The organism is Halomonas sp. DP1Y21-3 (assembly GCF_019801245.1).
Classification (GTDB): Bacteria; Pseudomonadota; Gammaproteobacteria; order Pseudomonadales; family Halomonadaceae; genus Halomonas; species Halomonas litopenaei.
Genome location: NZ_JAHVJM010000003.1, coordinates 701,606 through 715,868, shown reverse-complemented (window position 1 = coordinate 715,868; position 14,263 = coordinate 701,606). Strand labels below are relative to the sequence as shown.

The 14,263-nt window shown below is 65.0% G+C and carries 14 protein-coding genes; 9 read left to right on the top strand and 5 right to left on the bottom strand.

From position 1 onward, the window contains the following. The first annotated feature begins 83 nt into the window (after positions 1 to 83). From KUV74_RS11865 to KUV74_RS11840, 6 genes are all read left to right on the top strand, one after another. Entirely contained in the window at positions 84 to 389 is a 306-nt protein-coding gene (locus tag KUV74_RS11865; protein ID WP_108132161.1) for a hypothetical protein, read from the top strand. Between the two features lie 170 nt (positions 390 to 559). Further along, entirely contained in the window at positions 560 to 2,005 is a 1,446-nt protein-coding gene (locus KUV74_RS11860) for a sodium-dependent transporter (RefSeq protein ID WP_045992390.1), read from the top strand. 112 nt (positions 2,006 to 2,117) lie between these two features. Continuing rightward, complete coding sequence (locus KUV74_RS11855; RefSeq protein ID WP_222516392.1) at positions 2,118 to 2,888, top strand: ABC transporter ATP-binding protein; 771 nt, start codon at positions 2,118 to 2,120, stop codon at positions 2,886 to 2,888. Positions 2,889 to 2,996: 108 nt separating this feature from the next. Continuing rightward, the gene (locus KUV74_RS11850; protein ID WP_124805245.1) at positions 2,997 to 3,701 is read left to right on the top strand and encodes an ABC transporter ATP-binding protein; all 705 of its coding nucleotides are present in this window, start codon (positions 2,997 to 2,999) and stop codon (positions 3,699 to 3,701) included. A gap of 28 nt (positions 3,702 to 3,729) precedes the next feature. After that, positions 3,730 to 4,734, top strand: a complete 1,005-nt coding sequence (locus KUV74_RS11845) for a branched-chain amino acid ABC transporter permease (RefSeq protein ID WP_045992393.1) — start codon at positions 3,730 to 3,732, stop codon at positions 4,732 to 4,734. After that, entirely contained in the window at positions 4,734 to 6,050 is a 1,317-nt protein-coding gene (locus tag KUV74_RS11840; RefSeq protein ID WP_045992394.1) for a branched-chain amino acid ABC transporter permease, read from the top strand. Before KUV74_RS11845 ends, KUV74_RS11840 begins: the two co-directional genes overlap by 1 nt. 312 nt (positions 6,051 to 6,362) lie before the next feature. Here KUV74_RS11840 and KUV74_RS11835 read toward each other — a convergent pair whose 3' ends face one another. Next, entirely contained in the window at positions 6,363 to 7,568 is a 1,206-nt protein-coding gene (locus KUV74_RS11835) for an ABC transporter substrate-binding protein (RefSeq protein WP_045992395.1), read from the bottom strand. A 251-nt stretch (positions 7,569 to 7,819) separates the two neighbouring features. Between KUV74_RS11835 and KUV74_RS11830 the strand changes: the two genes are divergently transcribed. Continuing rightward, positions 7,820 to 8,593: a dienelactone hydrolase family protein gene (locus KUV74_RS11830; protein ID WP_108132158.1), complete on the top strand. Its 774-nt coding sequence runs from the start codon at positions 7,820 to 7,822 to the stop codon at positions 8,591 to 8,593. Between the two features lie 238 nt (positions 8,594 to 8,831). Then, positions 8,832 to 10,085 (top strand): dicarboxylate/amino acid:cation symporter, encoded by a 1,254-nt coding sequence (locus KUV74_RS11825; protein ID WP_222516391.1) that lies wholly within the window; start codon positions 8,832 to 8,834, stop codon positions 10,083 to 10,085. Positions 10,086 to 10,172: 87 nt separating this feature from the next. On the opposite strand, the gene KUV74_RS11820 is transcribed toward KUV74_RS11825, so the two are convergent. Continuing rightward, positions 10,173 to 10,406, bottom strand: coding sequence for a hypothetical protein (locus KUV74_RS11820; RefSeq protein ID WP_045992398.1), 234 nt, complete (start codon positions 10,404 to 10,406; stop codon positions 10,173 to 10,175). A 274-nt stretch (positions 10,407 to 10,680) separates the two neighbouring features. On the opposite strand from KUV74_RS11820, the gene KUV74_RS11815 reads away from it, so the two are divergent. Further along, positions 10,681 to 11,850: a C45 family autoproteolytic acyltransferase/hydolase gene (locus KUV74_RS11815; RefSeq protein WP_222516390.1), complete on the top strand. Its 1,170-nt coding sequence runs from the start codon at positions 10,681 to 10,683 to the stop codon at positions 11,848 to 11,850. On the opposite strand, the gene KUV74_RS11810 is transcribed toward KUV74_RS11815, so the two are convergent. From KUV74_RS11810 to KUV74_RS11800, 3 genes are all read right to left on the bottom strand, one after another. After that, positions 11,821 to 12,099, bottom strand: a complete 279-nt coding sequence (locus KUV74_RS11810) for a hypothetical protein (RefSeq protein WP_045992400.1) — start codon at positions 12,097 to 12,099, stop codon at positions 11,821 to 11,823. The two genes, KUV74_RS11815 and KUV74_RS11810, sit on opposite strands and share 30 nt — an antisense overlap. Before the next feature lie 154 nt (positions 12,100 to 12,253). Beyond that, positions 12,254 to 12,976 (bottom strand): GntR family transcriptional regulator, encoded by a 723-nt coding sequence (locus tag KUV74_RS11805; protein ID WP_045992401.1) that lies wholly within the window; start codon positions 12,974 to 12,976, stop codon positions 12,254 to 12,256. A gap of 73 nt (positions 12,977 to 13,049) precedes the next feature. Next, on the bottom strand, positions 13,050 to 14,249 hold the full coding sequence (locus KUV74_RS11800; RefSeq protein ID WP_222516389.1) for a serine hydrolase domain-containing protein: 1,200 nt from the start codon (positions 14,247 to 14,249) through the stop codon (positions 13,050 to 13,052). Positions 14,250 to 14,263 lie beyond the last annotated feature (14 nt).

The following is a 14,263-nucleotide window of genomic DNA, read 5'->3' as shown; positions in this document are numbered from 1 at the left end:
TTAGGGGTGAAGACGGCGACCGCCCTAGTTGCGGTCTATGCTAATGGGGCACCGTCATCCTTCGCGAACAAGGAGATACGCGAATGCACAAGCACGTCGAATGGGATGATCCCGGCGCTGACAGCGTTCAGCGCTACTTCGCCGACAAGCCCGACGAATACCCCACCGCCCACGTCGGCAGTATCATCGCCGGCCGCTACCATGGCTATTCGGTCAGGGTCAGGGTGGAAGCCAGGGTCGACGACGACACCGCCAGCATCGGCGACGTGGTCGCCCTGATCTCCGTGCGCACAGGCGAGCGCACCAAGAATATCGGCGACCTGTCGATCGGCGATACCGTGCGTCTTGGCGACGATCACCGCGCCCTGGCTCCCCATACCAGCAGCTGACGACGAGTTCCAGAACCCGCCAGTGACGGAAACCCGTCCCGCCAACGCCTGCTAAACGCATCGCCCCTAGTCAGGCGCCATGGTTGTATCGCAAAGTTGACATGTCAGACCGGGCCTCGGCCCGGTCAGCCATTACCGCGTCGCGACGCCGACATGTCGACGGAAGCCCCATGAGCAGCGATAACATCTGGACCCACAAAGGCACCTTCCTGCTGGCCGCCGTCGGCTCGGCGGTGGGCCTGGGTAACCTCTGGCGCTTTCCCTACCTGGCCGGCGAGCACGGTGGTGGCGCCTTTCTGCTGGTCTACGTGCTGTGCGTCTTTGCCGTCGGCATCCCGATTTTGATCGCCGAGATCATGCTTGGGCGCAACAGCCGGCGCTGCCCGATCATGGGCATGCGCTTTCTCACCCGTTGTCATCGCACCTCCCGCGCCTGGGAGACCATCGGCTGGCTCGGTGGCCTGTCCGCGCTGCTGATCCTGAGCTTCTACTCGGTGATCAGCGGCTGGGCGCTGCACTATCTTGGCGAGATGCTGACCGGGTCACTGCGCGACGCCGACGCCGCCATGCTGGCCGACAACTTTGCCAACCTGATCGCCTCGCCGCTGAAGCTGACGCTCTACCACACGCTGTTTCTCGCCATCTGCGCCTACATCGTCGCCCGGGGTGTCCATCGTGGGCTGGAGAGCGCCCTGCGCATCCTGATGCCGACCCTGCTGGTCATTCTGCTGGTGGTGCTGTTCTACGCCGCGACCAGCGGCGACATGGCGGCAGCCAGTCGCTTCATGCTGTCCTTCTCGCTGTCCGAGTTGAGCCTGGAAGGCTGGCTCGAGGCGATGGGGCAGTCGTTCTTCACGCTGAGTCTGGGGATGGGCGCGATCATGGCCTATGGCGCCTACATGCCCAGCGAGACCTCGCTGACCCTGACCGCCTTCGCCATCGCCCTGATCGACACACTGGTGGCGGTAATCGCGGGGCTGGCGATCTTCGCCCTGGTGTTCGGTGCGGGACTTGCCGCCGACGAAGGGCCGGGACTGATGTTCGTGTCACTGCCGCTGGCATTCTCGGTGATGCCTTCCGGCTCGCTGGTCGGCGCCATCTTCTTCGTACTGGTACTGGGGGCCGCGATCAGCTCGGCGATCTCGCTGATCGAGCCGGTCGCGGCCTATCTGGTCGAGCGCTTCGACCTCAGTCGCGTACTGGCGGTAGCCCTGGTGTCGGTGCTGGCCTGGGGGCTGGGGCTCGCCACGGTGGCGAGTTTCAACGTCTGGGCCGAGGCCAGCCCCGTGCATGACGTGTTCGGTCGCAGCGCCTTCGCCGTGCTGGAACTGGTGACCCACATCACGCTGCCCCTGTGCGGCCTGCTGGTGGCGCTGTTCGCCGGCTGGTCGCTGACCCAGTCCGAATCGATGAAGGAAATGCACACCCGCTCCAGCTGGCTCAGGCTGTGGCGGTTTCTGGTGCGCTTCATCGCGCCGACCGGGGTCGCCTTCGTCTTTCTGCGTGCCCTGCCCTATGTCCAGGGCTACTGGCTGCCGACCATCGGTGCCTGCGTACTGGTAGGCGCCTTCGCCGCCTACCGGCTGATGGCCGAGCAGCACGCCGCCAGCGGCTGAGGGACGTCGGGAAGCCCGACAATCAAGACCGCAACGACACCAACGCAACAACGCAACAACGCAACAACGCAACAACGCAACAACGACAATAGACAACACGGCGGGACCCAAGATGTCAGCCATCATCGATGTACGACACGTCAACAAGGCCTTCGGCGGCCTTCACGTCATCAACGACTGTTCGATTCAGGTCGAGGAAGGCTCCGTCACCGGTCTGATCGGCCCCAACGGTGCGGGCAAGTCGACCCTGTTCAACATCATCGCAGGCGCCCTGCCGCTGGATTCCGGGCAGATCCTGCTGGACGGCGAGGACACCACCAATCGTCCGGCCAACGAGCTGTTTCACAAGGGCCTGTTGCGCACCTTCCAGATCGCCCACGAGTTCTCCCAGCTCACCGCCCTGGAAAACCTGATGATGGTGCCCCCGAACCAGCCCGGCGAGTCCCTGGCCAAGGCCTGGTTCGCGCCGAAGGCGGTGCGGGCACAGGAGGCCGAGGTCAAGCGCCGGGCCCAGGAGGTGATCGAGTTCATCGGCCTCAATCATGTGCGCAACGAGCTGGCAGGCAACCTCTCCGGTGGCCAGAAGAAGCTTCTGGAGCTCGGCCGCACCATGATGACCGACGCTCGGGTGGTGCTGCTCGACGAGATCGCCGCCGGGGTCAACCGCACCCTGCTGGGGGACCTGATCGGCAATATCGAACGGATGAACCGCGAGTTCGGCTACACCTTCCTGGTCATCGAGCACGACATGGACATGATCGCCAGACTGTGCGATCCGGTGATCGTGCTGGCCCAGGGCTCGGTGATGGTCGAGGGCTCCATCGAGGAGATCCAGAACAACCCCGAGGTCATCGAAGCCTATTTCGGCGCCGGCGCGGCCTGACAGCGGCCCGGCAACAGACTCCGCGCCACCCGGGGCACCCTCCCGTTGCAGGCGCGGCGATAACAACAACCAGGGCGCGACAGGCGCTCTTATGCAGAGAACAGGACTATGCCTCTACTCGATGCACGCGAGGTGCACGGCGGCTATGGCGGCATGAACATCCTCAACGGGGTGGACATGGCCATCGAGGCCGACCAGATCGGCGTCATCGTCGGCCCCAACGGCGCCGGCAAGTCGACCATGCTCAAGGCCATCTTCGGCCAGTTGAACGTGACCCAGGGCGATATCCTGCTGCGCGGTGAACCGATCCAGAACCTGCCCACCAACCGCCTGGTAGAACTGGGCATGGGCTTCGTGCCCCAGGAGCACAACGTCTTTCCCAGCCTGACGGTCAAGGAAAACCTCGAGATGGGGGCCTTCCTCAAGCCGGGAAACATGAAACGCATGCTGTCCAAGGTCTACGAATTCTTCCCGCCCCTTCACGAAAAGCGTCATCAGCCTGCCGGCGAGCTGTCCGGTGGCCAGCGCCAGATGGTGGCCATGGGCCGGGCGCTGATGGCCGAACCCGAACTACTGCTGCTCGACGAGCCGACTGCAGGGCTGTCGCCCAAGTACATGTACGAGATCTTCGACCGGGTCAAGGAGGTCAACGCCGCCGGCGTCGGCATCCTGATGGTGGAGCAGAACGCCAAGCAGGCCCTGGCCATCGCCGACAAGGGCTTCGTGCTGGCCGCCGGCCAGAACCGCTTCACCGACACGGGGCAGGCGCTGCTTGCCGATCCTGACGTGGCCAAGAGCTTCCTCGGCGGCTGACGCCGAGTCCTAGCGCGGAGATATCGCCTTGAACGAATTCGTGTTCTTCATCAACAACGTGCTGATCGCCGGCAGCGTCACCGGGTCGATCTACGCCATCGGCGCGGTGGGCGTGACGCTGGTCTTCAGCATCATGCGCTTTGCCCACTTCGCCCACGCCGACATGATGACCTTCGGCGCCTTCATGGTGCTGCTGCTGGCGACGCTGTTCCCCCATGCCGGCGACGTCATCGGTGTGCCCACCGCCATCGTCATGCTGCCGCTGGCCATGGTGCTGACGGCGGCGCTGGCGGTGGGCATCGACAAGGCCTTCTACAAGCCGCTGCGCGCCCACGGCGTCAAACCGATCGTGATGGTCATCGGCTCCCTCGGCGTGACCCTGATGCTGCAGGGCCTGATCCGGCTGTTCTCGGGCACAGGCGGCCAGAGCCTGTACGTCGATGACCGCAAGGAGATCTTTCGCCTGGCGCTGCCCTTCGAGGGCGCCCGGGTGCCGGTGGTGATCACCGAGCCGCAGATCTATCTGTTCGTGCTGACCCTGGTGGCGGTGATCGGGCTGCAGCTGTTTCTGTCGCGTACCCGGCTCGGCAAGGCCATGCGCGCCATGTCCGACAACCCGGACCTGGCCCGGGCGTCGGGCATCAACACCAACACCATCGTCGCCGTGACCTGGGTGATCGTCGGTGGCCTGGCCGCCATCGCCGGCACCCTGCTGTCGATGGACGTGACGTTCAAGCCGGACTTGAGCTTCCACCTGCTGCTGCCGATCTTCGCCGCCGCCATCGTCGGCGGTGTCGGCCACCCCTTCGGCGCCATCGCCGGCGGCTTCGTGGTGGGCTTCGCCGAGACCCTGGCGGTGTTCAACTGGCGGGTGCTGCTGCGGCCCTTCAGCGACAGCCTGCCCGAGTGGCTCGAGCTGCCCAGTAACCTGGCCTTCGTCGGCACCGAGTACAAGATCGTGGTGCCCTTCTTCATCCTCGTCGCCATCCTGGTGTGGCGCCCCACCGGCATCTTCAAGGGCAAGGTGATCTGATGACGACCAACAACTTTCATCGCCGCGACGACGCCAACACCGCGCCCCAGAGCCGCTTTCCGGTGCGCGAACTCAGCCTCTTGGTGGTCCTCGCCGTCGCCGTCGGCGCGGTCTACATGGCCATGGGTTCGGCCTATTCGACACGCATGCTGGTGGAAGCCAGCTGCTACGCCATCCTGGCCCTGGGCCTGACCATCCAGTGGGGCTACGCCGGCCAGTTCAACGCAGGCGTCATGGGCTTCGTCGCCCTCGGCGGCTTCTGCGCCATGACCTTCAGCGTGCCGGTCAATCCGGCCTTCTGGGATAGCCCGCTGCCCGGTGAGCTGGCCAAGGTGCTGGGGTATCTGGCCGTCGGCATCGCGCTGGTATTCGCGCTGTCGCGCATGACTCGTCTGGGCGTGCCGTCCTGGCTGCGCACCCTGATCACCGTGGTGATCGGCCTCGTCGTCTACATGGTGGTGATCAGCGAGCTGCGTGAGGTCACCGACGCCATCGAAAGCCAGATGGGCTTCATCGGCGGGTTCGGCCTGCCGGTGTGGGTCGGCTGGGTGGTCGGCGGAGCGCTGGCCGGCGGTATCGGCTACTTTATCGGCCACGTCTGCCTGGGGCTTCGCAGCGACTATCTGGCCATCGCCACCCTGGGCATCGCCGAGATCATCAAGGCCTTTCTCAAGAACTCTGACTGGCTGACCCGTGGCACCGCTACCGTGTCGCCGCTGCCGTGGCCGGTACCCGATCCCGGCGAGGTCGGCTTCACCCTGGCGCGGGCGCTCTATCTGTCGGTGACGGCGGTGATGATCCTGGGCATCTTCTTTTTGCTCAACCGAGCCTACAACGCCCCCTGGGGCCGCATGATCCGGGCGATTCGCGACAACGAGGTGTCATCTGCCGCCATGGGCAAGGACATCAATCGCCGCCGGCTCGAGATCTTCGTGCTGGGCTGCGTGCTGATGGGCCTCGGCGGCGCGGCACTCGGCAGCTTCAACAGCATCTTCGACCCCAACGGCTACCTGCCGCTCAACCACACCTTCCTGGTGCTGGTGATGGTCATCCTGGGTGGGCCGGGCAACAATCTCGGTACCCTGTTCGGCGCGGTGGCGGTGTACATCATCTGGATCATGTCAGAGCCGCTGGCGCTCTACGTGATGGAGTTGATCGCCCACTTCGGCCAGGCCAGCTTCGGCTGGGAGCTACCCAGCAACCTGGAAAGCCGAGCCCTGCAGGCCAGGGTATTCGTCATCGGGCTGTTGATCACGGTGGTGCTGCGCGTCGCCCCCAAAGGGCTGCTGCCGGAGAAGGTCAAGCACCATGACTGAGGCGTGTCCGTCGACACCGCTACTGCGGACAGTGCCTGACGCCGGTCGTCGTCACTGATGGTCTCATCCTGGCGGCCCAGGGTCGCCAGGGCCCGCCTCTCACGCCTCTTGCCCCATCACTGGCCATCTCGCACGACATCGCCAGCTCGACGCCAATGACAGGCCCCTACCAACGATAAAGCCCCCAGCCAGATGGCCGGGGGCTTTCCTTGAGCGCCTCTGTTGCGAGCATTGGCGCGGTCATTGGGCGGAGGCGACCGCCCGGATGCGTTGTCGTCCGTCGACGACTCGCCTTACTTTACGTCATGGCGGCTATTCAACAAAGCCCTTGCCGGTAAAAGTGCCGTTTTCCACGGCCATTTCCTGTACCACACCAGGCACATCGCCGTTGTCGTCGAAGTCCTGGGTACCGGAGGCGCCTTCATAGTTGATCTCGGTCCCCGCTGCGATCAGCTCCACCGCCTTCTCCCACTCACCGGGCAGGATGACCTCACCGGGGGGAGAGGACACGCTGCGCAGCGCCTCAGACACACCCTCGCGCTCGGCACTGCCGTTCTGCTGGATGGCCAGCCCCAGCAGGAAGGCCGCATCGTAGGCCTGGGCGGCGAATACGGCGGTGGGGTCGATGTCGGCGTTGTTGGCAAGTTCAGTGAAGATCTCGGTGCCGGGAAGGTCCGGGCTGCCCGGACGGGTGGCGATCATGCCGTCGAGCACGTCGGCGCCGATGGCCTCGACCAGGCTGTCGCCGACCATGCCATCGGCCCCCACGTACTGGGTGAACATGCCGCTCTCGTAGGCCTGGCGCACCACCGTCTGGCCGGAGGTATCGGCGTAGGCGAGTACCACCAGGGTCTGGGCGCCGGTGGCCGACAGGGTGCCGAGTTCGCTGCGGTAGTCGGCGCGGTTGTCCTCGTGGGCGAGGTTTTCCAGCACGCTGCCGCCGCCGTCCTCGAAGGCCGAGCTGAAGGCGTCGGACAGGCCGCGTCCGTAGTCGTTGTTGACGTAGGTGACGGCGACTTCCTCGATGCCCTTGTCGATCAGCAACTTGGCCAGCATCTCGCCCTGGAAGGCATCGGAGGGCACGGTGCGGAACACCAGGTCATTGTCGTCGAGGTCGGTGACCGCCGGCGCCGTGGAGGCCGGAGACACCATGGTCACGCCACCCGGAATCGCCGCGTTGTTGGCCGCGGCGATGGTGGCACCGGTACACAGCGCGCCAACGATGGCGGTGACCTGCTCGGTGTTGACCATGCGGTCAGCCGCGTTGGACGCCGCCGAAGCGTCGCCGCAGGTGGTGTCGCCGGTCGGCATCACCACGTCCTGGCCATCGAGGATGCCACCCTGGTTGTTGATATGGTCAACCGCCAGCTGGGCGCCGTCGTAGATCGGCGGCGTCAGGCTCTCGATCCCCCCGGTGAAGCCGCCGAGAAATCCGATCTTGACCTCTGCGTGGGCCATGGAGCCGACCGCCAGGGTGGTTGCAGCCACGGCGGTCGCCAGTACGCGCTTTTTCATGATTGTTGGTCTCGCTCTGGTTGTCCTGAGATGAAGCCGAGACGAGCGCGGTCAGCCGCGGCTCGCCCACTCGATCTTCATACCCCCAATCTGGAAGGCCGCCGGGGAAAACTCAAGTCCCCGCCGCCAACGCTAGGCCGGCTGGATGCAACAAGACGGGGTTCAGGACTGGCGTCTGTGGCCAGGCTTCTATACTCAGCACAGGCCCTGCCATCTGGCGGGGCCAACGCCCCTCACTCGCCAAGGAGCACACCATGTCTCGTTGCGCCCTGCTCGCCCCTGCCCTGATCGGTCTCGGCTCTGTTCTCGCCAGCGCCGGCGCCATGGCCGGACAAAACGTTGACTACCAGGTGGACGGTGAAGCCTTCCAGGGCTATTTCGCCCCCGCCACGTCCTCTTCCAAGGGCAGCGTGCTGATCATCCACGACTGGGATGGCCTCACCGACTATGAAAGAAAGCGTGCCGACATGCTCGCCGAGGCGGGCTACGACGCCTTCGCCGTGGACCTCTACGGCGCCGGCAACCGCCCCGAGGAGATCGACGCGCGCAAGGCCGAGATGGCGGTGCTCTACGATGACCGTGAACGCATGCGCCGGCTGACCCTAGCGGGGCTGACCCAGGCCCGTGAACAGGGCGCCGGCGAAGACACCGTGGTGATGGGCTACTGCTTCGGTGGCGCCGTGGTGCTGGAGATGGCCCGCGCCAACGCCGACGAAGGTGTGCGTGGTTTCGCTACCTTCCACGGCGGCCTCGGCACACCGGAAGGCCAGGGCTACTCCGCCGATACGCCACCGATCCTGGTCGCCCACGGTGGTGCCGACGCCTCCATCGGCATGGACCAGGTGGCGGCGCTGTCCGAGGAGCTGGAGGCGGCTGGCGCCCCCTACGAGATCCAGGTCTACTCCGGTGCTCCCCACGCCTTCACGGTATTCGGCAGCGATCGCTACCAGGCTCGGGCCGACCAGGCCTCCTGGGCGGCCTTCCACCAGCTGCTGCGGCGCGCCCTGGAACAGCAGGATCAGGGCTGAACCGCTAGCGTCGTCAACAGCCCGGCCACCTGGAAGCCGCTCCCAGGTGGCCTCTGAGCACCAGAAGGTGTGCAACGGATGAAAACACCGAGGCAGATTATTCGGTAGAATCCGCCTCCATCGTGCCGATCGCCCATTCGATAGCAGCCAACGAGAACATTTTGCTGACTATCGATGGGTGTCGCGTCTTCCCACCTTGCACGGCAGGCCATCCACCCTGTCCTTCTGGAGCCTCCCCATGTCCACCCCCGATCGTTCCCCCGGCCTGTGGCGCCGTATCCCGCTATGGCAGAAGATCCTGGTCGGCCTCGCCCTGGGTGTCCTCGTCGGCACCCTGATGGGCGAAAGCGCCAGCGTGTTCAAGCCCATCGGTGACATCTTCATCAGCGCCATCAAGATGCTGATCGTGCCGCTGGTGTTCTCTACCCTGGTGGTCGGTATCACCGCCATGCGTGACCCCCAGAAGATGGGCCGCATCGGCGCGCGGACCATCGCGCTGTATCTGGTGACCACCGCCTTCGCCATCGCCATCGGCCTGGCCGCCTCCTGGCTGTTTCAGCCTGGCGTTGGCCTCGACATGACCTTCGAGGCCAACCCAGACGCGGCCAAGAAAGCCCCAAGCCTAGTGCAGATCGTGGTCGGCCTGGTGCCCCAGAACCCGGTGGACGCCCTGGCCAGCGGCAATATCCTGCAGATCATCGTGTTCGCCATTGGCCTCGGTGTCTCGCTGACCCTGATCGGCGAGAAGGGCGAGCCGGTGGTCAAGGTGTTCGAGAGCTTCGCCGAGGCCATGGTCAAGCTGACCAGCCTGGTGATGGCGCTGGCGCCCTTCGGCGTGTTCGGTCTGATCGCCCACGTCGCCGGCAGCTACGGCGCCGAGGTGCTGCTGCCCCTGGTCAAGGTGATCGGCGTGGCCTACCTGGCCAGCGTCGTCCACGTGCTGGTGGTCTACTCCGGTCTGCTGTCGCTGCTCGGTCGTCTCAATCCGGTGCGCTACCTGCAGGGCATTCTCGATGCCCTGGTGGTGGCCTATTCGTCGGCGTCCTCGTCCGGCACCCTGCCGGTCTCGCTGCGCTGCGCGACGAAGAACCTCGGCGTGTCCGAGGGTGTCGCCGGCTTCGTGCTGCCGGTGGGCGCCACCATCAACATGGACGGCACCGCCATCTATCAGGGGGTGGTGGCGGTATTCATCGCCCAGTTGATCGGCGTCGACCTGAGCCTGGCCGACTACGGCATGATCATCGTCACCGGTACCCTGGCGTCCATCGGCACCGCCGGTGTCCCGGGCGCCGGCCTGGTGATGCTGTCCATCGTCATGGCCCAGATCGGCCTGCCGCTGGAAGCCCTGGCGGTGGTCGCCGGCGTCGATCGCATCCTCGACATGGCCCGTACCAGCGTCAACGTGGCCGGAGACCTGATGGTCACCACCCTGGTCGGCAAGAGCGAAGGCGAACTCGACGAGAACGTCTACAACGCCGCCAACAAGACCTGACCAGCCCCCCGAGCCCCTGCCAGACGACGATGCCCCGGCCAGTTGGCCGGGGCATCGTCGTTCAGGGTTCCGCCAGCATCATCGCTTTCAGCTGTGGCCCTGTTGCTCCTGGCTTGCCGTCTCGCGGGCGTCGAAGTCGGCATCCTGCGTGGCACCAGCGTGTTCAGCCGCGCAGTAAGTGGTGTGATGATTGGCGCAGGGCCCTTCTGCAGGGGCAAGCGGCTCAGCCAGCTTGGCAATCTTGCCGTCGACAACACCTGCCTGAGCGGACAGCGGCAGGGCCAAGAGGGCCAATACGAGCAGCGCGTTTCTGGTCTTCATGTTGTGTCTCCTGAGATGGCCGGTAAGGCTCTCTGGCAGCATACAACTTCGCAGACTAATAAAGTGAAACCCTCTGTGGGAGTCTCGCCAGGAATTGTCGAGAAGGGTAGCGAATCGTGTAAAAACTGAACGATATCAATATATTAAAATTCATCCAAGACACCTCGATGGCCACCTCTACGACGCCATGCCAAGCGCAGAACTGCTACGCTGAGGGGATATCCACCCATGTCAGCGACCCGGCGCCAGCCGCTTCGATCGCAGGGAGCACTTCATGACCCCCTCCACGTCCTCTCCCACCCCCTCCTGCTCGTCGTTGACACCCACCAGGCTCTCCGGCAGCCGCCTCGACATCGGCCGTGCCCACGGCAGCCAGCACCGTGAGGCGATCCTTGCCAGCATCGACGTCTACGACCGACTGTTTCATGACCTGGCGGGCCTGCGCTGGCACGAGGCGCGACGCGACGCCGAACGCTTCCTGCCGATGATCGAGCGGCGCTACCCGGCCATCCTCGAGGAGCTCGACGGCATCGCCCAGGGCATCGGCGGTGATCTGGCCGACGTGCTGACCCTCAACTGTCGCAGCGAGGTGTCGCTGACCCGCGCCGGCGGTGGCTGCTCGGCCTTTTCGCTCTATCACGCCGGCCGCCAGTGGCTCGCCCAGAACTGGGACTGGCGCGCCGACCAACTCGACCATCTGGTGATCCTCGAGATCCAGGCTCCCGGCGCACCGCCGTTGATCAGCGTGGGCGAGGCCGGCATGGTCGGCAAGATAGGGCTCAACGCCAATGGTGTGGGAGTCGGACTCAATGCCATCCGCTCGGCGACCTGTGGCGAGGGACTGCCGATCCATATCGCCCTGCGCGCCATGCTCGAGTGCGAGACCCTCGACGCCGCCCGGCAAATCGCCCACGACGGTGTCTGTGCGCCCGCCCACTTCCTGCTGGCCGACGGCAGCGGCCAGGCAGAAGGGCTCGAGGTTCACCCCGGGCAACCGGGAACCATCACCCCGGCTCGCGGGGTCGTCACCCATACCAATCACCTGGTCAGTGACACCGCCACCCACTGGGTCGAGGACTTCCCCAAGCCGGACTCCTGGTCCCGCCTGAGTCGCCTCGACGCGCTGGTCGAGCAACTGCTCGACGGTCTGGGTATGGATGACTCGGGTGCGGATGAATTGGCTGCGGACGAACGGGGTACAGCGAGCACAGCCCCCAACGAGAGCGCCACCCTCGACGCCGAGCGGCTATTCGACCTGCTCGGTGATCATACCCCCGGCGAGGACAGCCTGTGTCGCCACTTCGACCCGAGCGTCGCTGAAGCCGAGCGGATGGAAACGCTGTTCAGCGTGGTCATGGACCTGACCGACAAGGTGCTGTGGCTACGCCACGGCAAGCCCTGCCAGACCACCCATTCAATGCGCCTTGTGCCCACCGCCGTGTGACCCTGACGCCTCGCTTCCGTCCCTGCCGAGTTCGCCTTTCAGGTACTGTTCGGTGGTCAGCAGAAACAGCCGCCGAAACAGCTCGTGGATCGCCTCCTCTCGGCGCAGCGAGGCAAGCTCCGGATCCTTCTCTTCACTGCCCACCTCCTTCGGGTACTCCCAGGCCATGCGCATGGAGCCCGAGCTGACGTCGAAGATCTCGAGGGTCGGGTTGGCTCCGTGAAGCGCGGTCTTGATGCGATAGGACATGACGACCTCCTGCAGACGCTGATAGCCCAAAACAATGAGAATCATTAACGTTTGCAATATGGTCGTGTTTGGATGGCCTGTCAAGGCTCGTCCTGATCATCTCTGTTCAGCGACCAGAAGAAGCAGGCAACCGTCGCCGTGTCTATCGCAGGACTCAGCGTGTCAGCAATGCGCTGATGGCGACACCGGTGTGCATGACGTGTTCGTGCATGTGGCGGCGGGCAAGGTCGGCGTCCCTGGCGATCAAGGCATCGAGGATGGCGCGATGCTCATCGGTGGACTCCTGCCAGCGGCCGAGGCGATTCAGCGCCAGATAGCGCGCCCGCTCCAACCGACCCAGCAGGCGCTGGTGGGTTTCCACCAGCACCGGATTGCGCGCCGCCTCGACCAGCAGCGCGTGGATACGGGTATTGGTGGCGAAGTAGCCGTCGCGATCGCCCTTGGCGTGCTGCTTTTCCAGGCGAGTCTGCAGTGAGGCCAGCCGCTTGAGCTCGGTCTCTGTCATGCGCCCGGCCGCCAGTTCCACCGCCATGGCCTCGAGCCCGGCCTCGACCTCGAACAGATGACGCAGCTCGTCACCATCAAGCAGGGTGACCAGGGCGTTGCGATTGCGCCGCAGGGTCACCAGGCCTTCGCCCGCCAGCTGGTTCAAGGCATCGCGCAGGGGCGTGCGCGAGATGCCCAGACGCCGACACAGAGCCGGCTCCAGCAGACGCTCCCCAGGGGCCAGCTCACCGTGGACGATCAGCCCCTTGAGCAGGTCGTAGGCTTCATCGGCCAGGGACGGCGCCTGGATACGGCGGCGGTGAGGCGCTCGCTGACGCGTGCCTCTATCGGAGGGTGAAGCGACGGTGGCGTCGTCGGTTGTCGACGTCATGGGCATGGACCCTGGAAAATTGAAGGAGAGAAGGGCCCAGAGTATATCGCCTGCCCCGGGCCCGACATCCCCTTCAGGACTGCGGTTCGTCGGTCGGGTCGACGAACACCCCCGGCGTCGGGGTACTCGAGGCACGCGCCGCCACCTCGTCCTCGAGTGCTGCGTCGGCTTCGGCGGAGCCTTCACCGTCCAGCGCCGGCAACACATAGTCATTGACCACGTTACGGAAGATGCGCACGTTCTTCGAATGGCGCAGCCCACCGTCGATCGGCAGCATCGCGGTCATCACGACCACAGCGTCACGCTCGGGCAGCGCCGTCACGAACTGGCCCTTGAATCCCATCATGTCGAAGCTCGGCGTGGTATCGACGATATGGCCAAGCCACAGGTAGTAGCCAAAGTCTCGCGCGGCGCGAGGAGTCGTCATCTGTGCGATCCAGCCCTCAGGCACGATCTGCTCGCCATCAAAGCGCCCCTGGTCGATCAGCAATTGGCCCAGCTTGGCCAGATCCATGGATCTGAGCCTCAACCCCCAGCCTGCCGACACCAATCCCTTGTCATCGGCTCGCTGCCAGCTTGCGTTCTCCATACCAAGGGGCTCGAACAGCCGCCGCTCGGCGTATTCGGCAAGAGGCTCACCGGCAGCGGCCTCGAGCATGGCGGCGGCGAATACCGGATTGACGTCGGTGTAGTCGAAAGCGCTGCCGGGTTCCCACGCAACCGGGGTGTCGGCGATCAACGCCAGGCGATCCTCGGCCCCGTAGTAGATGGGGTCACCTTCCGGATCGAAGTCATAAGCAAGCCCAGAGGACATCGACAGCAGGTGCGCCAGAGTGACCTCCTCCTTGTCGGCGACATACTCGGCCAGATCGGGGCGCAGGGTAGCGATGACATCGGCCACACTGGCGTCCAGGGTGATCTTGCCCTCCTCGATCAGCAGACCCGCCAGCAGCGCGGTCACCGTCTTGGTCACCGAGTAGAGCTCATAGTTGTGCTGCCTGCCGAGATCCTGGGTATAGCGTTCCATGATGACCTGGCCGTCCTTGACCACCATCAGGCTGCGCACGTCGTAGCCCTGGGCGTCGAGCCACGACGACAGCTCGCTCAGCGGGGCCGCATCCACTCCCACTTCGCTGGGTGCGGCACTTGGCAGGTCACTGGCGTTCGCGGTGGCACCGAGTGAACCGCACAGCAGGGTGGCGGCGACGAGTCCTGTGAGGGAACGACGACCGTGGGCAAATCTGGAAACAGATGCAGGAAACTGAAGGTGCATGGTGATACCTCGCT